Origin of the sequence: Thauera sp., assembly GCF_035444905.1 — a bacterium.
Lineage (GTDB): Bacteria > Pseudomonadota > Gammaproteobacteria > Burkholderiales > Rhodocyclaceae > Thauera.
Window position 1 is genome coordinate 1 of the sequence record NZ_DAOMPS010000022.1, and the last position, 19,607, is coordinate 19,607.

The 19,607-nt window shown below is 66.0% G+C and carries 16 protein-coding genes; 7 read left to right on the forward strand and 9 right to left on the reverse strand.

Annotation, left to right across the window (positions count from 1 at the left end; translation table 11 throughout):
• The 3 genes from PLC66_RS11330 to hemC form a co-directional block, all read right to left on the reverse strand.
• Positions 1 to 1,241 (reverse strand): uroporphyrinogen-III C-methyltransferase (locus PLC66_RS11330; RefSeq protein ID WP_324540419.1); only part of this gene is annotated, 1,241 nt, incomplete at its 3' end.
• Positions 1,242 to 1,250: 9 nt separating this feature from the next.
• Positions 1,251 to 1,985, reverse strand: coding sequence for a uroporphyrinogen-III synthase (locus PLC66_RS11335; protein WP_324540526.1), 735 nt, complete (start codon positions 1,983 to 1,985; stop codon positions 1,251 to 1,253).
• 116 nt (positions 1,986 to 2,101) lie between these two features.
• The gene (gene hemC, locus PLC66_RS11340; protein ID WP_324540421.1) at positions 2,102 to 3,034 is read right to left on the reverse strand and encodes a hydroxymethylbilane synthase; all 933 of its coding nucleotides are present in this window, start codon (positions 3,032 to 3,034) and stop codon (positions 2,102 to 2,104) included.
• A gap of 114 nt (positions 3,035 to 3,148) precedes the next feature.
• Here hemC and PLC66_RS11345 point away from each other — a divergent pair, with 114 nt between their 5' ends.
• Both PLC66_RS11345 and ppc read left to right on the forward strand, forming a co-directional pair.
• Complete coding sequence (locus tag PLC66_RS11345) at positions 3,149 to 3,583, forward strand: thioredoxin fold domain-containing protein (RefSeq protein ID WP_324540423.1); 435 nt, start codon at positions 3,149 to 3,151, stop codon at positions 3,581 to 3,583.
• Positions 3,584 to 3,668: 85 nt separating this feature from the next.
• Positions 3,669 to 6,422, forward strand: a complete 2,754-nt coding sequence (ppc, locus tag PLC66_RS11350; protein ID WP_324540425.1) for a phosphoenolpyruvate carboxylase — start codon at positions 3,669 to 3,671, stop codon at positions 6,420 to 6,422.
• 59 nt (positions 6,423 to 6,481) lie between these two features.
• Here the strand turns inward: ppc and PLC66_RS11355 are convergent, their stop codons facing one another.
• Genes PLC66_RS11355 through PLC66_RS11380 form a run of 6 tightly spaced genes read right to left on the reverse strand, consistent with a single transcriptional unit; the run spans position 6,482 to position 13,712 of the window.
• A complete protein-coding gene (locus PLC66_RS11355; protein ID WP_324540427.1) occupies positions 6,482 to 6,877 on the reverse strand; it encodes a type IV pilin protein in 396 nt (131 codons plus the stop codon).
• 1 nt (position 6,878) lies between these two features.
• Positions 6,879 to 11,156 (reverse strand): pilus assembly protein, encoded by a 4,278-nt coding sequence (locus tag PLC66_RS11360; RefSeq protein ID WP_324540429.1) that lies wholly within the window; start codon positions 11,154 to 11,156, stop codon positions 6,879 to 6,881.
• 10 nt (positions 11,157 to 11,166) lie between these two features.
• On the reverse strand, positions 11,167 to 11,739 hold the full coding sequence (locus PLC66_RS11365) for a pilus assembly PilX family protein (protein ID WP_324540432.1): 573 nt from the start codon (positions 11,737 to 11,739) through the stop codon (positions 11,167 to 11,169).
• On the reverse strand, positions 11,736 to 12,725 hold the full coding sequence (locus PLC66_RS11370) for a PilW family protein (protein ID WP_324540434.1): 990 nt from the start codon (positions 12,723 to 12,725) through the stop codon (positions 11,736 to 11,738). Before PLC66_RS11370 ends, PLC66_RS11365 begins: the two co-directional genes overlap by 4 nt.
• Positions 12,722 to 13,186: a type IV pilus modification protein PilV gene (gene pilV / locus PLC66_RS11375; RefSeq protein ID WP_324540436.1), complete on the reverse strand. Its 465-nt coding sequence runs from the start codon at positions 13,184 to 13,186 to the stop codon at positions 12,722 to 12,724. The genes PLC66_RS11370 and pilV overlap by 4 nt, the downstream gene beginning before the upstream one ends.
• Complete coding sequence (locus PLC66_RS11380; protein ID WP_324540438.1) at positions 13,176 to 13,712, reverse strand: GspH/FimT family pseudopilin; 537 nt, start codon at positions 13,710 to 13,712, stop codon at positions 13,176 to 13,178. The genes pilV and PLC66_RS11380 overlap by 11 nt, the downstream gene beginning before the upstream one ends.
• Positions 13,713 to 13,811: 99 nt before the next feature.
• On the opposite strand from PLC66_RS11380, the gene PLC66_RS11385 reads away from it, so the two are divergent.
• The 5 genes from PLC66_RS11385 (at position 13,812) to PLC66_RS11405 (ending at position 19,376) form a co-directional block, all read left to right on the forward strand.
• On the forward strand, positions 13,812 to 14,807 hold the full coding sequence (locus PLC66_RS11385; protein ID WP_324540440.1) for a sensor histidine kinase: 996 nt from the start codon (positions 13,812 to 13,814) through the stop codon (positions 14,805 to 14,807).
• A 4-nt stretch (positions 14,808 to 14,811) separates the two neighbouring features.
• Positions 14,812 to 15,534, forward strand: coding sequence for a LytR/AlgR family response regulator transcription factor (locus tag PLC66_RS11390; protein ID WP_324540443.1), 723 nt, complete (start codon positions 14,812 to 14,814; stop codon positions 15,532 to 15,534).
• Between the two features lie 97 nt (positions 15,535 to 15,631).
• Positions 15,632 to 17,050, forward strand: a complete 1,419-nt coding sequence (argH, locus tag PLC66_RS11395; RefSeq protein ID WP_324540445.1) for an argininosuccinate lyase — start codon at positions 15,632 to 15,634, stop codon at positions 17,048 to 17,050.
• Positions 17,051 to 17,103: 53 nt separating this feature from the next.
• Positions 17,104 to 18,414: a protein kinase domain-containing protein gene (locus PLC66_RS11400; RefSeq protein ID WP_324540447.1), complete on the forward strand. Its 1,311-nt coding sequence runs from the start codon at positions 17,104 to 17,106 to the stop codon at positions 18,412 to 18,414.
• Positions 18,411 to 19,376: a fructosamine kinase family protein gene (locus PLC66_RS11405; RefSeq protein ID WP_324540449.1), complete on the forward strand. Its 966-nt coding sequence runs from the start codon at positions 18,411 to 18,413 to the stop codon at positions 19,374 to 19,376. Before PLC66_RS11400 ends, PLC66_RS11405 begins: the two co-directional genes overlap by 4 nt.
• Positions 19,377 to 19,607 lie beyond the last annotated feature (231 nt).

Consider the following 19,607-nt stretch of genomic DNA (forward strand, 5'->3'; position numbering starts at 1 on the left):
CGGCCGCTGCGCGCCTGCGCGGTCCGCAGGGCGCTGAAGGTCTGGGCCAGGTTGGGCGGCTCGTAGCGCACGCGCACCGCTTCGAGCGCCTTGATTTCATTGAGCGCGGCCTGCACGCGCTCGTCGCGCAGATTGAAGAAGCGCTCCATCCACACCCGCGCCTGGGCCAGGTCGGCCTCGTAGGTGCGGCCGTCGCGCGCCAGCAGCGCCAGGCGCGCGGTGAGCAGGCGGATCTTGAGGTTCTCGCGCAGGAAGGTGTTCTGCGCCGGCGCCAGCAGCACCGGCTCGGTCTGGTCAAGGCGTTCGACACGGACCAGCGTGCGCACCTCGTGCCACACATCGGCGGCCAGCGCCTGCGTGAAGCGCCACGCCCCCGCCATCCAGCCCGCCAGGCCGCCGCTGTCGCCGGTGGCGAGGTCGCGCCCCACGGCCGCCTCGATCGGCAACTGGCCCTCGAAGGCCAGCGGCAAGGCGTCGGCACGCTCGAGCAGGCGCTCGAGGCGCAGGCTCAGGCCCGACACATCGAGCACCGGCTGCAGCTTCAGTTCGTCGATGTCGCTCGCCAGCGCACGGCGCAGGCCGGCAAGCTGGCCGCGATCGTGGATCGCCAGCCGCGCCTCGGCCTCCTGCAGCGCGATCAAGGCCGCACCGACATTGCCGGCGATCTGCAGCTGCTGCGCGGCCAGCGCCACCGCCTGCTCGACCTCGGCGAGCACGCCGTCCTCGCGGGTGCGCGAAAATTCCTGGTACATGGCCTCGAGCGCCGCCGCCTGGCCCTCGGTGGCCTCGACCTTGGCATCGAGCACACCGAGCTTGCCCTGCAGCGAGGCGATCACCTCCTGCTGCTGGCGGACGATGCCGCGCGCCTCGGTGGCGATGGTCTCGCCCTCGGACAGGCGTTGCGCGAGCTCTTCGCGCAGGGTGATCGCGCCGATCTGGGTTTCGCGCGCCTGCCACAGCGCCCAGCCCGCCGCCGCGATCGCGATCAGGGCAAGCAGCAGGGCCCACCATGCCGCCGGACTACGGCCTGGCTCGGCCGCCTCGCTGGCGGCGCCCGCGGGCGGCGGCGAGACGGGATCCGAGCTGGAGACGGAGGCCGAGGCCAGCGCAGACTCGGGCGGCGGATCGCCCGCCGTGGCGGCAGGCTCGCGCTCGGCGTTGGACCCGGAAGGAATGTCGTCCTTGCGCACGGACTGAGCGGACGCCGGCGGCTGGATGAGGGCGGGGATCTCTTCTTTCATGGCCTCAGTTTAACCAAAGTGGTTCTCAAGTGCCTGCATCAGACCGTCATCGCCCGCAGGCGCCTCGACCACATGGGCAAAACCCGCGGCATGCGCCTGGGCGACGATGCGCGGATGGGTGGCAAACACGGTCACCGGGCGCAAGGCGGCAAGCCCGTCCGCGCCCAGCATCTGCTCGAGGTTGCGCACGCCCTCGCTGCTGGTCAGCAGCAGCGCATCGACCTCGCCGCGGGCGACCGGCTGCAGCAGCAGCTCGGGGTCGAGATCGGGGCAGTAGCGCCGGTAGCAGGTCACATAGTCGACGCTCGCGCCGCGCTCGCGCAGGGTATCGGCCAGCAGTTCGCGCCCGCCATCGCCGCGGAAGATGAGCACCTTGCGCCCGGCGACCGCATCCGGCGCAAACTCGGGCAGGGCGATCACGGCCTCGCTGTCGAAGCCGGACTGCGGCGCGATCACGTCGGCAAAGCCATAGCCGTGCAGCACGCGCTCGCTGCCCTTGCCGACCGTGCTCAGGCGCAGGCTTGGCGGCCACGCACGGCGCGGCAGGATGAACTGCATCGCATGGTCGACCGCGTTGGGGCTGACGAAGAAGGCCAGGTCGAACTCGTCCAGGCGCGGCACGATCGCCTCGAGCGGGCCGGGGTCGAGCGCCGGGCCGATGGCGATGACCGGAAAGCGCAGCGCGCGGCCACCGGCGGCCTCGATGCGGCGGCACAGGCTGTCGGCCTGCTCGCGCGGGCGCATCACCACCAGCGTACGTCCGGCCAGGCAATGCCCGGCCGCGCCGGACATGGCAGCGGCGGCAGACTGGGGCGAGGGTGAGGACGACAGCGGCGACGACATCGGAGCCCGCGGCGCCGTCAGCCGAGATCGGCCAGGATCAACTCGGCGCCCTGGGCGCGCAGGTCGTCGGCCAGGGCGCGTCCGAGCGCCTCGGCTGCCGCCGGATCCCCCTCGCGCTCGGCGCGCACGATCTCGCTGCCGTCGGGGCGGGCGACGAAGCCGCGCAGCCACAGCTGCCCCTCGCGCATGATGGCGTAGGCGCCCAGCGGCACTTCGCAACTGCCGGCCAGCGCGCGGGCCACGGCACGCTCGGCGAGCACGCAGGCGCGGGTGTCGGCGTCGACCAGCGGCTGCAGCCAGCCGATCACGTCCTGGCGCGCGGCCAGGCACTCGATGCCGAGCGCGCCCTGCCCCGGCGCCGGCAGCGAAACCTCAGCCGGCATCACCGAGCGGATGCGCTCGCCCAGCCCGAGCCGGGTCAGGCCAGCCGCGGCGAGGATGATGGCGTCGTACTGCCCTTCGTCGAGCTTGCGCAGGCGGGTGTCGAGGTTGCCGCGCAGGCTGGTCACGCCGAGGAAGGGGTACTGGGCGTGGATCTGCGATTCGCGGCGCAGCGAGGAGGTGCCCACCACCGCACCGGGCGGCATGTCGGCGAGGCTCTCGTAGCGGTTGGAGACGAAGGCATCGAGCGGCACCTCGCGCTCGGTGATGCAGGGCAGCATGAAGTCGGCGCCCATTTCCATCGGCACGTCCTTCATCGAATGCACGGCGATGTCGGCGCGGCCGTCGAGCAGCGCGGTCTCGAGTTCCTTGACGAACAGGCCCTTGCCGCCGACCTTCGCCAGCGGACGATCGAGAATCTGGTCGCCCCGCGTAGTCATGCCGAGAAGCTCGACGCTGCAGCCGGGATACAATCCCTCGAGCCGGGCCTTGATGTGTTCGGCTTGCCACAGGGCGAGGCGGCTCTCACGGGTGGCGATGACGATACGCTCGGGGGTCGCTTGGCTCACGATGAATAAACTCACGTAACAGGAAGGAACATGCTGAACACGGCCGCGTTTCGCCGCACTGCAGCATCAGGGTTCGCACCAATGGTGCGCAAAGTGGCCTGGATTCTAGCATGCGTGCCGATCGCACTCGCCGCAGCGCCCGATGCACTGCCCAAGGCCGACGACCTCGCCCGCGATGCCGCGCTGATGCGCGCGGACAACATGCCGATGGTCGTGCTCTACAGCCAGGCCAATTGCAGCTACTGCGAGCAGGCGCGCCGCTACCTGGGCCCGATGGCGCACGACCCGGCCACGACCCGGCGCGCCCTGTTCCGCCAGATCGACATCGACTCGGACGCCCGGCTGACCGACTTTGGCGGACGGCCGGGCACGCATCGCAGCCTGTCGCGCGAGCTGAAGGCACAGTTCACCCCGACCGTGGTGGTGCTCGACGCCGATGGCCGCACGCTGGGCGAACCGATCATCGGCATGCGCCTGGCAGACTTCTACGGCCAGTACATCGAGAATGCGATCGACGACGCACGCCGGGCGCTCGGCGCGCCGGACTGAGCCCGGCCCGCGGAGCGCCTGCCGGCAGCAAGCAGCACCCCGACAACCCGCCCAGACAACCTACGACGACGGACCAGACACTCACATGACCCAGGACAAGGACGCCCCGCTGCGTGAAGACATCCGACTGCTCGGGCGCCTGCTCGGCGACACCGTGCGCGACCAGCAAGGCGCAGCCGCCTTCGAGCTGATCGAACGCATCCGCCAGAACTCGGTGCGCTTTCGCCGCGACGACGACATCGCCGCCCGCCGCGAGCTCGAGGACATCCTCGACGCCCTGTCGCGCGACCAGACCATCCAGGTCGTGCGCGCCTTCAGCTACTTCTCGCACCTCGCCAACATCGCCGAGGATCAGCACCACATCCGCCGCTCGCGCGCGCACCTGGTGGCCGGCTCCGCGCCGCGCGAGGGCAGCCTGCCGCACGCGCTGCAGACGGTGTTCGACAGCGGCGTGATCGACGCCGCCGGGCTGGTCGAATTCTTCGACACCGCGCTGGTGTCACCGGTGCTCACCGCCCACCCGACCGAGGTCCAGCGAAAGAGCATCCTCAACTGCGAGACCGTGCTCGCCCGCCTGCTCGACGAGCGCGACCGCATGCAGCTCACTCCCGAGGAGGCCGAGGCCAACCTCGAGGCCCTGCGCCGCGCCGTGCTCACGCTGTGGCAGACGCGCATGCTGCGCACCGCCAAGCTGTCGGTGATCGACGAGGTCAACAACGGCCTGTCCTACTTCGACACCACCTTCCTGCGCGAGCTGCCCCGCCTCTACGCCAGCCTGGAAGACCGCCTCGCCGCCGCCGACCCCGCGCTCGGCGCGCCCGAGCTGGCCGCCTTCGTGCAGGTGGGGAGCTGGATCGGCGGCGACCGCGACGGCAACCCCTTCGTCACCGCCGAGGTGCTCGAGCGCGCGCTGTCGATGCAGGCGGCGGTGGCGCTGGGTTACTACCTGGGCGAGCTGCACACCCTGGGCTCGCAGCTCTCGCTCGGCCTCGGCCTGGTGTCGGCTTCGGATGCGCTGCTGGCGCTCGCCGGGCGCTCGCCCGACCACTCCCCGCATCGCAGCGACGAGCCCTATCGGCTCGCCATCTCGGGCATCTACGCGCGGCTGGCGGCGAGCTACCGGCAGTTGCTCGGCCATGCCCCGGCGCGCCCGGCGGTGGCCGAGGCCGAGCCCTATGCCAGCGCCGCGGCGCTGCTCGAGGATCTCGACATCCTGCACCGCTCGCTGGTCGCCAACGGTTCGGCGGCGCTCGCGCGTGGCCGGCTGCGCCATCTGCGCCGCGCGGTGAAGGTGTTCGGCTTTCATCTCGCGCCGGTGGACCTGCGCCAGAACTCCGACGTGCACGAGCGCGTGGTGGCCGAGCTGCTCGAAGTCGCCCGCCCCGGCAGCGCCTATTCCAGCCTCGACGAGCAAGGCCGCTGCGCGCTGCTGCTCGAGGAGCTGGCCACCGCGCGGCCGCTCGCCTCGCCCCACGTGCACTACTCGGACGAGACTGAAGGCGAGCTGGCGATCTTCCGCGCCGCGCGCAGCATCCACCTGCGCTACGGCCAGGCGGCGATCCGCAACTGCATCATCTCCAAGACCGACGACGTCTCCGACCTGCTCGAACTGGCCGTGCTGCTCAAGGAAGCCGGCATCCTGCGCCCGCTCGAGAACGCGCTCGACGTCAACATCGTGCCGCTGTTCGAGACCATCGGCGACCTCGAGAACGCCGCCGGGGTGATGGACCGCATCTTCTCGCTGCCCGCCTACCGCGGCCTGCTCGAAGGCCGCGACCACACCCAGGAGGTGATGCTGGGCTACTCGGACAGCAACAAGGACGGCGGCTTCCTGACCTCGGGCTGGGCGCTGTACAAGGCCGAGGGCGAGCTGGTCGACACCTTCGCCCGCCACGACGTGCGTCTGCGCCTGTTCCACGGTCGCGGCGGCTCGGTCGGCCGCGGCGGCGGCCCCAGCTACCAGGCCATCCTCGCCCAGCCCGACGGGGCGGTGCAGGGCCAGATCCGCCTCACCGAACAGGGCGAGGTCATCGGCGCCAAGTATGGCAACCCGGAAGTCGGTCGCCGCAACCTCGAGGTACTGGTCGCCGCCACGCTCGAGACCAGTCTGCGCCCGGCCAGCGCCAGCCCCACGCCGCCCGCCTTCCTCGAGGCCATGCAGGCGCTGTCGGATGCGGCCTTCACCGCCTACCGCGGCCTGGTGTACGAGACCGAAGGCTTCGAGCGCTACTTCTGGGAATCGACCGTGATCAGCGAGATCGCCGCCCTCAACATCGGCTCGCGCCCCGCCTCGCGCAAGAAGAGCACCGCGATCGAGGACCTGCGCGCCATCCCCTGGGTGTTCTCGTGGTCACAGTGCCGCATCATGCTGCCGGGCTGGTACGGCTTTGGCAGCGCGGTGCAGGCCTTCCTCGCGGCCCGCCCCAAGGACGGGCTGACGCTGCTGCAGCAGATGAACCGCGAGTGGTCCTTCTTTGCCACGCTGATGTCGAACATGGACATGGTGCTGTCCAAGACCGACCTCGCCATCGCCAGCCGCTATGCCGCCCTGGTCAAGGACGTGGCGCTGCGCGACGCGATCTTCGGCCGCATCCGCGCCGAGCATCAGGCGGCGGTCGCCGCGCTGCTGCAGATCACCGGCCAGCAGGAGCTGCTCGACGGCAATCCGCTGCTCAAGCGCTCGATCCGCAACCGCTTCCCCTACCTCGACCCGCTCAACCACGTGCAGGTCGAGCTGCTGCGCCGCCACCGCGACAGCGACGGCAGCGACCAGCGCATCCGCAACGGCATCCACATCTCGATCAACGGGATTGCGGCGGGGCTGCGCAATAGCGGGTAAGCAGGCCGCGGTTGGCGGGCAGCCAGCTCGGCGCCCGCCAACCGCGGTTCAAGCCTTTGCTACCAGCAGTCCGCCACGCTGCCCGTGCCGGTCTCGGTACGAGCGCCCGCCTGGTTGATGCCCAGGACATCGCAGCGCGGATCCCCTGTCCCAGGATCCGCTTCGAGTTCGAAAGTCGAAGCCGTAACCGGATTCGCCGAGAAGCCGAACGTATAGAAGGCGGCCAGATCAGTCCGGCATGCCGTGTTCGGCAATACGGCCCCCGCATAACTCATGTTGGTCGTGTAGTGGCGCTCCATGAACTGCGCCAACTCGAGCAAACAACCCGCAGCAGCGGCACGCCGCGTCTTGCGCACATGCTCCTGGTAGTTTGGATAGGCCACCGCTGCGAGGATCCCGACGATCGCCACGACGATCATCACCTCGATCAAGGTAAAACCGCTTCCTCGCTTCATCTCAATCCCTCACGATCTCGCGCCACGAGATACGACTACGCTGCGCACCTAGATTGATCTCCACTTCGCGCCTGCCGCCATCCGATCCCCCAACAACCACACGATCACCAACAATTGTCGGCTCACCGGGCATTCCAACATTCGGATCAAACGAACCAATCACTTTGTCTACCAGCTTGTCGCTGTCATCGAAGCGTCCATCGTTGTTCAGATCGAAAGGCGAGTAGGCAAGTCGTGCACCGGTAAACGGGTTTAACGCATTGACATAGCCGCTACCCCCCCCCTCGCACGGGTCAGGGTCGGGGATGATGCTGCTCGCAAGCAGGATGGGCTCCAGGAACCGCTCAACGATAGAACTCGTCACGATCCGCTCGCCGCGCGCCGTCGGGTCCTTCAAATCGACGAACCAACCCTTCATCCCGTTCATGTCGCCGTTGCTCCCCTCAGAGAAGACCCGCGTCTGGAACATGCCGACCGTCCCACGCAAATCGATCGATCTCTGCCTCAGATCGGGCCGACCGCCGGTGATTTGCCCCTCGTCGATCAGCCCATACCACGACTGCACCTGCATGCTGGTCACATCGCTCGCATAGACGTAGCTGCCCGTGCCAAAGAACACGAAAGTCTTGAGGTAGTTTACGGTGTCGGTCGCGACCGTGTTCTTTGCGACTGTAACCTGCGCCGTAATCGGCTGCGGATTACCGTCAGGGTCGCGTGCACTGAAGAGAGGGAGAGGTGTACTGCCACTGCGATAGTGCGACTGCCAGTCGGTGGCGTTGCTACCGCTCAAGTCGAAGCGCCAGACGTTTCCAAGCAGGTCACCAGCATAGACGGTGTCGACTCTGCCGTTGCCGTCGCTGTCGAATAGTGCGGGAGTCGAGAGCCCGTTCGAGGCAGCTCCCCCACCAACGCCCGTGTCTATTCTCTGCAGCAAGGTCCCATCCTCAAGGCCGAAAACGTAAAGCACCGCCCGTTCATTCGCGCTGTTGTGCCCGTTGCCCACCAGAACAACCTTCTCACCGTTCTCAAGTGTGGCAATCTGCGGCCGACCGAGCATGTAACCCAGATCATTGTCGGTCGTGTCACCATACTCCCAGAGCACGTTCGCAGCGCTGACGCTTGCCGGGTCAGTGACGTCCAGTGCGAAAAGGCCCTTTGCTCCGCGACCGGTCGCCCCCACCAGGATGTTCTTCCCTGGAGTCTGCGAACGCGTGGATACCGCAATATCGCCATCGACGAAGAAGGTATGGGCATAGGCCGGCGACGCCAAAGCGGGCAGCTTGTTAAACACCAGCCCCGGTATGTAGGCAAACAGCTCCGCCCCCGTGTTCGCGGAAAAAGCGTGGAGCATGCCGTCGTTCGCACCGACGAAAACCGTGTTGTTGTCTTTCACGAAGTAGGGCGAGGAATGCACGACGTCTCCCAGCAAGCGACTGCGCGTCCGGAACGTTCCCCCTTGCAAGATTTCATTGCTCCGGTCTCCGCGCAGGTAGTCAAGCACTGCCGATTGCCCCAGTGTCGCCTTCTGCAGGGTTGGCAAGTCACTCCACACGAAACTCACGCCGCCGCCGTTTTCAGCATCCCAAGTGAGTATCTTGCGTGACGCGAAAGCGGGGATCATCGTCGAAGCACGCCATGTCGGAATAGCACTGACGCCGGACGAAGTCACAGCGTAAGAGAAAAGCTCGCCGTCCCAGTTTGCGCTGCTGAATTGGGTCTGGAAGATGCGGCTCTCTGCCTGCAACTGCTGGCCGTTGGACGTAATGTTGCCGGCACTGGCGCTGCGATCCACAATCGTGTCGAAACTTCGCTTGAGCGCCTGGCGCAACTTGAGGGGGTTCTGCACAAGGAAATAGGTATCGGGAACGCCATCGCCGTTCGCATCCCATTCCAGTGGCAAGTCCGGGCGATTGTTGCCATTGCGATCGACAAATCCGCCCCACTTCGCGGCGTACCACAACGGGTCCCTGAGGAGGCTCGCCGACGATGCACCCGGGGAGAATAAACGTTCGCTATAGCGCAGATTCGTCGGATTGAGGGGACCGTTGGTGTAAGGCAGCTTCCTGCACGCTGTCGGGGGGTTCGTGACGTCGCATGCGCCCGGATTGAGGCCCGGCGGCACATTGAGGTGATAGTGCCGCTCGACATTCTCGTCCTGCACCACCAAATAGATGCCGTCGCTGGTGGTACCGGAAATCACATAACCCATACTGTGCTGGATGCCACCAGCCTGATATTCCGGCGTCAGGCGCACACGCAAGGTGTTGTTTGCTGTCGCCGCCACCTCGTAGACCACGATCGCGTCCATGTCATGGTCGGCGCCTTGCTCTACGTCTTCGAAGTTGATGCGGAAACGTGCATAGTAGCGTCCGCCATTGACCGTCGAGTCCTCATCTGCCTTAGACGAATTGGCGATCGTGTCGACGTAGAAGTCCACGATCTGGTTGGTCGGCTGGAAATCGCCTTTGGCATTACTGATGCTGGAGCCGCCGATGGACTTGGCGAACGGCACCACGGTGATGGTGCGGCCACCCACCGGCACCTCGATCCGAGGCAGGGGCGAACTCAACACCACGGCGTAAGTATCGACCGACTGCTGTCCGGTCAGGCTCGGTCGCAAATCTGTGGTCTTGCCGAAATGGGCCACTGAGGCCGAGTAGAAACTGCCCTGCTTCGTCGGCTCTTCAGGTGCCAGGCCCCGAATGTTGCCCAGCGAAGTCACATTCTTCGCAGTGGGCGCACCGTCATAATCGGTGCCCACCTGCCCGATGTAACGAGGCCCCACGATGTTGGGCTCATGAGACGTAATGGTCTGGGCAATATCCGCCACATTGAGACCACTCAGATCCCCGGAGAAAGAGCCAAAGGCAGAGCCCGGCAGTTGATCCGAATCGAACGACGGGTTGATACCTGACACGACCAGCATGTTCGGCCGCGCACACCATTGCGCGCTGGCCGCACTCCCCGCCTCGTAGGGGTCGTCCCAGGTCGCCACCGGTAAGCCGAGATGCTCATCGTGGCCACCCGAGGTCTGGAACGCGGACGTTGCCGCCTTCTTGCCCGCAAAATAGCGCAGCGCCTCGTACATGATCTCGCCGATCGGATTACCCCAATCGACAAACTCGCCTTCAGTCATCGGCCGCGTCGTCACCCATCCGCCACGGTACTGATCTGAGGTGTTGCCGTTGTTGAAGTCGCGAATACGCAAACTGTTGAGCGCATTAACGATCGTGGCATTAGCGGTGAATCGCCCCGTCGTTTGGTCAACCTCCGCCTTGAAGGACGAGACGACCCTACGCAATACGCCGCCCGACATGTTCTTGTTGTAACTGCCCGTCAGCAACCCAAAATACATCGATTCGTTCTCGCCATACTCGTGCAATAAACCGTAAGGCTTCAGATTCCCATTAGGGTAGCGCTTGCAGCCACTCGTGTATTGCGGCGCACAAACCAATACGCGGACGGTGTAATCAGTGCGACTACCATTGTGATTGTCATTATGATGCAAGACTGGGCGCTCTGAAGAGGCCCACTGCCATACGCGTGTACCCTGGCTGTCCACAATTACCCGCATCAAGGGTGGACGATTGCTGCAGTCGCTCAAGGTGCTGCAATTCCTCCCTACAGTGTCGGTAAGGTTGCCGAAGAAATGGCGTCTGTCAGCGCTTGGGAGTGACAGCGTCGTGAACTCGCGAATGTCATAGCCGTCATGATCTATGCTGGTATATTCCTTGGCCCAAGAGTGCGCATCCTGCGGAATGTAGCTACGACGCAGAATGGTCTGCGCATCGGTATCGACCTCGCGATGCCCACCGTAGAAAACCTTTCGCAACGCATCTATGCGACTTGTCGTCACATAATTGAGCCAGTTGCCCGACCACCCACTTCCCGCGCACCGCCCCCGCGCATCTGCCGCCGCCGCGGGTGAGAACAATCCCGTATTATCTCCGCGCCCATGCGTGCCGGAATAGGAATAACAGACGGTGGAGTCGAATAAACCGTAATAGGTAATCTCCGGCTTGAAGCGCACATCCAGCGTGCCGTCGCCATCGATATCACTCGCATCGTTGTAAGCCTCGTAGAAGAGCGTGTGATCGCGCCCGACGGTCAACATACTCAGCGGAACCGCCGCCTGCGTCGCAACAAGTGGCGTTTCAGGAATGGCTGGCGCTGCGTTGGCAGGGATGTACGCGAAAGAACAAGCGACGCCCACCGCAAACGCACGCCACGCAGATCTTAGTGTATCTGCGATCGGACCGACCGCCCTTTGAAAAGTCATCGTACACCTCTCAATCCGCAGCATAAACTGACTGTAGGATTACCATCGCACGACCTTCAGTACCATCATTACTGCGTGAAGTTACGCGATAGCGTTTGCACCCCATTGTCGATGGATCTTCGATTCTGCATGGAAAGTTTGCACCCAGAAACTCAACGATGTATTGAGGCGTAGTCGCTAGCGCCCCAAGCCCTAAGCCTGTCGCGTCCTCCCAAACGCCGGGATCGGGAATCTCCCAGCGCACAGGGCAATCCTTATCCGGAATAGAGCAAAGCCCATTTTGACAGGGTGAAGCTGAAGCCGGATCGGGGCAAGTCGCATCGGTGTCACTGTATAGCCCCCCATTGTTGAATCCAGCATTACCACTGTTCGCCTGGGCCTGCGCTACGATTTCTCCCGCGCGCAGTCCGGCCTCAGCAGCCTGGAAGGCCAGGCTGCGGTCGTAGGTGTTTGCCGTCATCCGCTCCTCGAGCGCAACCGTACGCACGCTCGACAAACCAAGCAATGTCATTATCACCAGCAGAATTAGGGCCACGATAAGAGCTGCGCCGCTTTGCTGCGTCCAGGGAGAGGCATTGCTCATTGCAGGGCCTCCCGATGTCTGAGGCTAACAAGATGAACCAATTGCCGTTTGAGGACTGCACTGGAATTCGCCGCGTCCGTTCCGACCGCAGCAAGCGACTCCAGTCCCAATACCACGCGCACCGCAATCACCAATCGTGTAGCGGCATTGCCCCACGGGGCAGTAGTCCCGAGACTCTCAATATCAGAGGCAGACCTATAGCTATCTGGGCTTGTACCGGTTCGCGTCAGATACCTAAGCTCCATGGCGACAACCCCCTCAGCCACCTCTTGTGGCGGCTTCCCATTTTGGGCCCGGAAAAGCGATCGTCCTCCTCGAGCGTTATTTCCGATGTACCACCTCGTAACCAGCATAGGACTCAGGAAGCCGTTACCTTCCAAATTGACGACTTCTCCGGCCGTTGTTGTATGCACGATCGAGCTGTTAACGTCTGACTTGCTAGCCACCTCGAGAATCGCCGCCTGCCGGTAATCACAGGCCATCAAGACATCCCCAACGTCAACGCTGACAGGAGGAGCGCTGAGCTTGAACTCCGCCGTCGACGGGTCATAACTGCTGATGATCAATTGCGTGCCAAGCGACCCCGTCCGAATCATCAAGGCATCCGTATTCGCGACACGTTGAGCCGTTGCATTTCCCGTAGCGACGCCTGGGAGTGTACTGTTAGGGCCGTAGCCCTGAACACCACCAACGTTCCATTCGGATATGTGCGTACCACCAGGCCCGCTGATCAAGTCCTTGACCACCGGCGTGCCACAGGCATTCCCCCCCGCCTCGCGCAGTTCACGCGCCATCAACTCGAAAGCAATACGCGCATTGTCCTGCATGCGTGCAAGGTTATCGTTCACGCGGAAGGACTGACGTTGGGCGAGATAGACATTGCTCAAACCCAGGATCAGGAGCAGCCCGAGCACCATGGCGATCATGAGCTCGATCAACGTGACCCCGCCCTGGCCCTTTCCTTTCGGCCTCAAGAACTGTTTCATAGCCCGCTCGCCGTCTCGAACATTTGCTCGGCCGCGCCGCCCGTGCCGCGGTCGTCACGCCAGTAGATTCGCACCGTGCATGTCATGCCGGTGCAATCAATCTCGCCACAGGTGGCATTGTCATTACCGAGATTGTCCTTGAGTGCCTGCATCCAGAAATGCTGATCACCCGACACCAGGGAACCGCCGGCCACGGGCACGGCACAGGTCTTGGCCATGTCGTAGTTGCCGTCTGCGACGTCACCGCGATTGGTGCGCATCGCATCGAGCATGAAGTAGCTGAGCATGACGGCCTGAGTGCGCTGGTAGCTACTCTGATTGTTCTTCATCGCATTGATCTGGAGTGCGGCCATTCCCAGCAAACCAACAGACAGCACCAGCACGGCAATCAGAACTTCAAGCAGGCTGAAACCGGTCTGATTCCGTTTCGACGCGCGCGAATTGCCTCGACTAGCCAGCATGAATCGCTCCCGTCCTGATATTGATCACCCGCGTGCTTCCGCCGAGGTTCAGCGTGATGCTCCCTGCGGAGATGAGCCCACCGCCAGAGCCATAGGAAACCCCATCGGGCCGGAAGCGCACACAGCCATGACCTGCGACTGTGGTCGTATCAACGCCTGCGAACACAAGCCCGACCGTTGCGTTCAACTGACCCACGCGGATGTCCGTCCCTGCCGTGTTTTCGACCATCCAGGCGCGCGAGGTGGAATTGACGCAAAAACGGATCGAGGTGTTTTGACGGATTGCCTCGCTCTTTGCCAGATGCAGGCCCGAGAACACGTCATTGGCAGCCGTATTCAGGCGGCTGTTCGCCATCATGCCCTGGAAGGATGGCGCGGCAATCCCGGCCAGAATTGCGATGATCGCCACGACGACCATCGCCTCGATGAGGGTGATGCCGCGCACGCCCCTGGGGCCGCTGCGCCGCTCACTGCGTGGGCCGTTGCCCAGAATGGATTTTGCTGACATTAGGGTTCGATCTACCATGGCACCTTGCCCTCACGTTAGCGCGGGCGTGTGGACACAGGCAAACACCCAATGGATGGACGGTCAGATTCGTACGATGAGCGGCAGGGGTCGATCTGGATGACCGGATGCCGCGTGGAGGGCCTGCTCATCTGCATCGCCCTCGCCATCGGCGTCGCCGCCCTGCTGGCGGTCGCGCCCGGCGCACCGGGCAGCCGCTGGGAACGCTTCGGGCTGTTCGGTTTTTTCGCCCTGTGGATCGTGCTGCCGTGGTTTTTGCTGGTGTGCGGGGTGCTGCGGCGGTGGCAGATGCGGGCGCGGGCGAAGGCGGCGCTGGCGCTGCTGTTGCTGTTCGGCTGGTCGCTGGCGGTGGGGCGGATCGCCTTCGAGCTGATGGCGCCGCTGGGCGTGATCGATGTGGCGCGCGGCGAGTTCCTGCTCGACATCGCCATGGTGGGCGGCATCCTCGTCGGCTCGCTGAGCCTGGCGGGCTGGCAGGCGTCGCGGCTGTGGCACTGGCGCAGCCGCTCGTCGGCGGCCGAGGCCGAGGCGTGGACCGCGCGCCTGCAGCCGCACTTCCTGTTCAACAGCCTCAATGGCATCAGCGAGCTGGTGGCCACCGACGCGGCGCGCGCCGAGCGCATGATCGAGGCCTTGTCGCGCATCCTGCGGGCGTCGATGCGGGCCGAGGCGAGCGTGCCGCTGAGCAGCGAGCTGGCGCTGGTGCGCGACTACCTGGCGCTGGAGTCGATGCGCCTGGACAGCCGCCTGCGCATCCGCTGGGAGATGGCCGAGCCGCTGCCGCCGCTGACGGTGCCGGCGCTGTGCCTGCAGACCCTGGTGGAAAATGCGGTGCGCCACGGCATTGCCCGCTGCCCCGGCGGCGGCGAGCTGTGCATCACCGTGCGCGAAGAGGGGCTGCGCCTGGCGCTGACGGTTGCCAACGACCTGCCGCCGGGCGACGATGACCCGAAGAGCGACGGCGCGGGCGTGGGCCTTGCCAGCACCCGTGCCCGGCTGCGCGACCAGTTCGGCCTCAACGCCAGCCTCGAGACCGCACGCAGCCAGGGCCGCTATCTGGCGCGCCTGAGCCTGCCCCTGCCCAAACAAGGTTGAAACCATGCTCGACATCGTGATCGTCGACGACGAACCGCTTGCGCGCGCACGCCTGCGCCGCCTGCTCGCCGCCCACCCGGAGGCCCGGGTGACGGGCGAGGCCGCCAGCGCGGCCGCGCTGCGCGATCTGCTCGAGCGCCAGGTGCCCCACCTGGTGATCCTGGACATCGAGATGCAGGGCGAGGACGGCCTGTCGGTGGGGCGCTGGCTGGCCGAGCAGCCCAACCCGCCGGCGCTGATCTTTGTCACCGCCCACCCGCAGTTTGCGCTGGAGGCCTTCTCGGCCCACGCCGACGGCTACCTGTTGAAGCCGGTGAGTGCCGAGCAACTGGGCGAGGCGATCGAGGCGGCGCGGCGACCGACGCGGGCGGCCCGCCTGTCCCAGGAGCCGAGGCCGCAGCCGCTGCTGAAGGTGAGCGCCGGGCGGCGCGAGCGCCTGCTGGCGGCCAGCGAGATCCTGGCCTTTCGCGCCGAGGACAAGGGGGTGACGGTGTTCGTGCGCGGCGAGCAGTTCTTTGTGGACGGCAGCCTGAAGGAGCTCGAGTTGCGCTTCGAGCCGGCGGGCTTTGTGCGGGTGCACCGCGCGTGGTTGGTGGCGCAGGCGGGCATCGGCTCGATCGAGCGCGACGCCATCGGCCACCATTGGCTGAACCTGCGCGGGCTGGCCGAGCCGGTGCCGGTGAGCCGGCGCCAGCTCGGCCGCGTTCAGGCCCGGCTGCGGCGCTGAGGGCGGCCTTCCTTTATACTGGCGCGTCCTGGGCAGAGCCTGACTCAGGCTCGTCGCCAGCCTCTCTTCAGCCCCCCTGCACGCCCCTGCCGCCACCATGACCGCCTCTTCTTCCCCGCAGCCCGCCAAAGCCTGGTCCGGCCGCTTTACCGAACCCGTCTCCGAGCTCGTCAAGCGCTATACCGCCAGCGTGTTCTTCGACCAGCGCATGGCGAAGCAGGACATCCGCGGCTCGCTCGCCCACGCGAAGATGCTGGCCAGGCAGGGCATCATCGGCGCCCAGGATCTGGCCGACATCGAGCGCGGCATGGCGCAGATCGCCGGCGAGATCGAGCGCGGCGAGTTCGCCTGGAGCCTCGACGACGAGGACGTGCACCTCAACATCGAAAAGCGCCTCACGGCGCTGGTGGGCGACGCGGGCAAGCGCCTGCACACCGGCCGCAGCCGCAACGACCAGGTCGCCACCGACATCCGCCTGTGGCTGCGCGACGCGATCGACCAGATCCTGGCGCTGATCACCGAGTTCCAGCGCAACCTGCTGGATGTGGCCGAGGCCAACGCCGACACGCCGATGCCCGGCTTCACCCACCTGCAGGTGGCGCAGCCGGTCACCTTCGGCCACCACCTGATGGCCTATTACGAGATGAGCCGGCGCGACGCCGAGCGCTTTGCCGACTGCCGCCGCCGCGTCAACCGCCTGCCGCTCGGCTCGGCGGCGCTCGCCGGCACCAGTTACCCGATCGACCGCGAGTTCGTCGCTTCTGAACTCGGCTTCGACGAGGTCTGCTACAACTCGCTCGATGCGGTCAGCGACCGCGACTTCGCGATCGAATTCTGCGCCGCCAGCGCGCTGCTGATGACGCACCTGTCGCGCCTGTCCGAAGAGCTGATCTTGTGGATGAGCCCGCGCGTGGGCTTCATCGACCTCGCCGACCGCTTCTGCACCGGCAGTTCGATCATGCCGCAGAAGAAGAACCCCGACGTGCCCGAGCTGGTGCGCGGCAAGACCGGCCGCGTCAACGGCAGCCTGATCGCGCTGCTGACCCTGATGAAGGGCCAGCCGCTGGCCTACAACAAGGACAACCAGGAAGACAAGGAGCCCTTGTTCGACACCGCCGACACGGTGATCGACACCCTGCGCATCTACGCCGACATGATCACCGGCATCAAGGTGAAGGCCGAGGCGATGCGCGGCGCGCTGAGCCAGGGCTACGCCACCGCCACCGATCTGGCCGACTACCTGGTCAAGAAGGGCCTGCCCTTCCGCGATGCGCACGAGGCGGTGGCGCTGGCGGTGCGCGCGGCCGACGTCAAGGGCTGCGACCTGCCGCAGTTCTCGCTGGATGAGCTGCGCATCGCCATGGCCCACGTGCCGGGCGCGGCCGAGCGCGTGGGCGAGGACGTGTTCGGCGTGCTCACGGTCGAAGGCTCGCTCGCCTCGCGCCAGCACGTGGGCGGCACCGCCCCCGAGCAGGTGCGCGCCGCGGTTGCGCGCGCCCGCAGCCGGCTCGGCTGAAGCGGATGCGCGCACCCCGATGAACCCGGTACGACGATGCTAGGCCGGCGACCATGAACACGAAGGCGGCCGACGGCATCGGCACCGAACGCATCGGCAAGTACGAGCTTCGCCGCCTGATCGGCCAGGGTGCCACGAGCAGCGTCTACCTCGCTTGGGACCCGTTCCGCCAGACCGAGGTCGCGATCAAGCGCCTGCGCCGCGAGATCGTGCGCGATCCGCAGCGCGGCCGGCTGCTGCGCCAGCTCTTCCTCAACGAGGCCGCCTTCGCCGGCAAGCTCAGCCACCCGCACATCGTGCGCATCCACGATGCCATGGTCGATGACGAGGACGCCTGGCTGGTGATGGATTACGTGCCCGGCGGCACGCTCGACGACATCGGCCGGCCCGACACGCTGGCGCCCTTCGAGCGCGTCATCGAGATCATCTTCAAGGCCACGCGCGCGCTCGACTACGCCTTCCACCAGGGCATCACCCACCGCGACATCAAGCCCGCCAACATCCTGCTGATGGAGCCGGGCGGCAGCGACATCCGCCTCACCGACTTCGGCGCCGCGCTGCATACCGCGCGCGAGACCACGCAGATCGCCGGCGTGGGCTCGCCGGCCTACATGTCGCCGCAGCAGGTGCGCGAAGTGCCGCTGGACCACCGCACCGACATCTACTCGCTGGGCGTGGTGATGTTCCAGCTGCTCACCGGCCACCTGCCCTTCGAGCACGACAACAACTACAGCCTGCTCTACAGCATCGCCCACGACACCCCGCCGCCGCCCTCCGAGCTGCGCCCCGAGGTGCCCGAGGCGCTAGACGCCATCGTGCGGCGCGCCACCGAGAAAGACATCGACCGCCGCTACCAGGACTGGAGCGCGTTCTCGCACGACCTGGCGCTGGCGTTTCGCAACGAGAGCATCCGCCCGGCGGCCGACACCGTGCCCGACGCCGAGAAGTTCGAGGCCTTGCGCGCGATGCGCTTTTTCCGCCGCTTCTCCGACGCCGAGCTGTGGGAGGTGATCGGCCTGTCGCGCTTCAGCCGCGCCCGCGCCGGCACGGTGATCATGAAGGAAGGCGAACGCGGCGACGCGGTGTGCTTCGTGCTCGAGGGCGAGGCGCGCGTCAAGAAGCACGGCCGCCTGCTCAACGTGATGAGCACCGGCGAATGCTTTGGCGAGGTCGCGGTGTTCTCGGCCGCGGCCGGCGTGCGCTCGGCCTCGGTCGAAGCGGCCACCGACACCGCGCTCATCACCATCCGCGCCGCCGCCCTGAAACGCGCCAGCGACACCTGCCGCATGCACTTCTACCAGGCCTTCCTCGAAGTGCTGGCCACCCGCCTGTCGCAGGCCAGCGCCCGCATCGCCAACCTATGAGCACACCCCGCCCGCCCGCCGCCCACCCGGCCCACCCTGCCCTGCCCGCCGTCGAGGACGCGATCCGCGCCCACCACGGCAACGCCTTCCGCATCACGCACACCGCGCCGGCCAGCGGCGGCTGCATCCACACCGCGATGACGGTAAGCGACGCCGCCGGCACGCGCTACTTCGTCAAGCTCGGCCCGGCACACTGCGCGCCGATGTTCGCCGCCGAAGCCGACGGCCTGGCCGCGATCGCCGCCAGCGACAGCTTCCGCACCCCCGCGGTAGTCGCCCTCGGCGTGGAGGGCGAGCAGGACGCAGCCAGCGAGCCCGGCGGCCACGCCTTCCTGGTGCTCGAGCACCTCGAGCTGCATCCGGTGCAGTCCGCCACCGACGGCGCCCGCTTTGCCGAGGCCCTGGTCGCGATGCACCGCCGCACCGGCGAGACCTTCGGCTGGCCGCGCGACAACTTCATCGGCCGCAGCCCGCAGCACAACACCCCGCATGCCAACTGGGCACATTTCTTTGCCGAACACCGCCTGCGCCCGCAACTCGCGCTGGCGCGCGACAAGGGCTTCGGCGGCGAGCTGCACAAACAGGGCGAGCGCCTGCTGCCGCGCATCCCCGCGATGTTCCTCGACTACCGCCCGCGCGAGAGCCTGGTGCATGGCGACCTGTGGCACGGCAACGCGGCCATGCTCGGCGACGGCACGCCGGTGCTGTTCGACCCCGCGATCCACCACGGCGACCGCGAATCCGATCTCGCCATGAGCGAACTGTTCGGCGGTTTTCCGGCGAGTTTCTACGCCGCCTACCGCAAGGCCTGGCCGCTGCACGAGGACTACGAGCAGCGCAAGCTGCTGTACAGCCTGTACCACGTGCTCAACCACCTGAACCTGTTCGGCCGCGGGTATCTGGGCGAGGCGCTGCGGCTGGTGACGAAGCTGAATGAGGAGCTGGCGGCCCGAAGGGCCTGAGCCTGCATTCGCGAACTAGGTCACGTTCAAGGTAGCATCGAGGCCCGGCGAGCGCGGACCAGTGCTAGGCTGCCGCGTAGTAGGCCGCGACCGGATTTCGAATGAGTCTGTCGGTTTTTTTTACACCTCGAGAGCCCGCTCGCAAGCCGCCGCAAAGAACTTCATGTTTTTCATGCATTTACAGCTCAATAGACAGCGGCATGAATTTTGCTTATAAAGCTTGGCACCGAG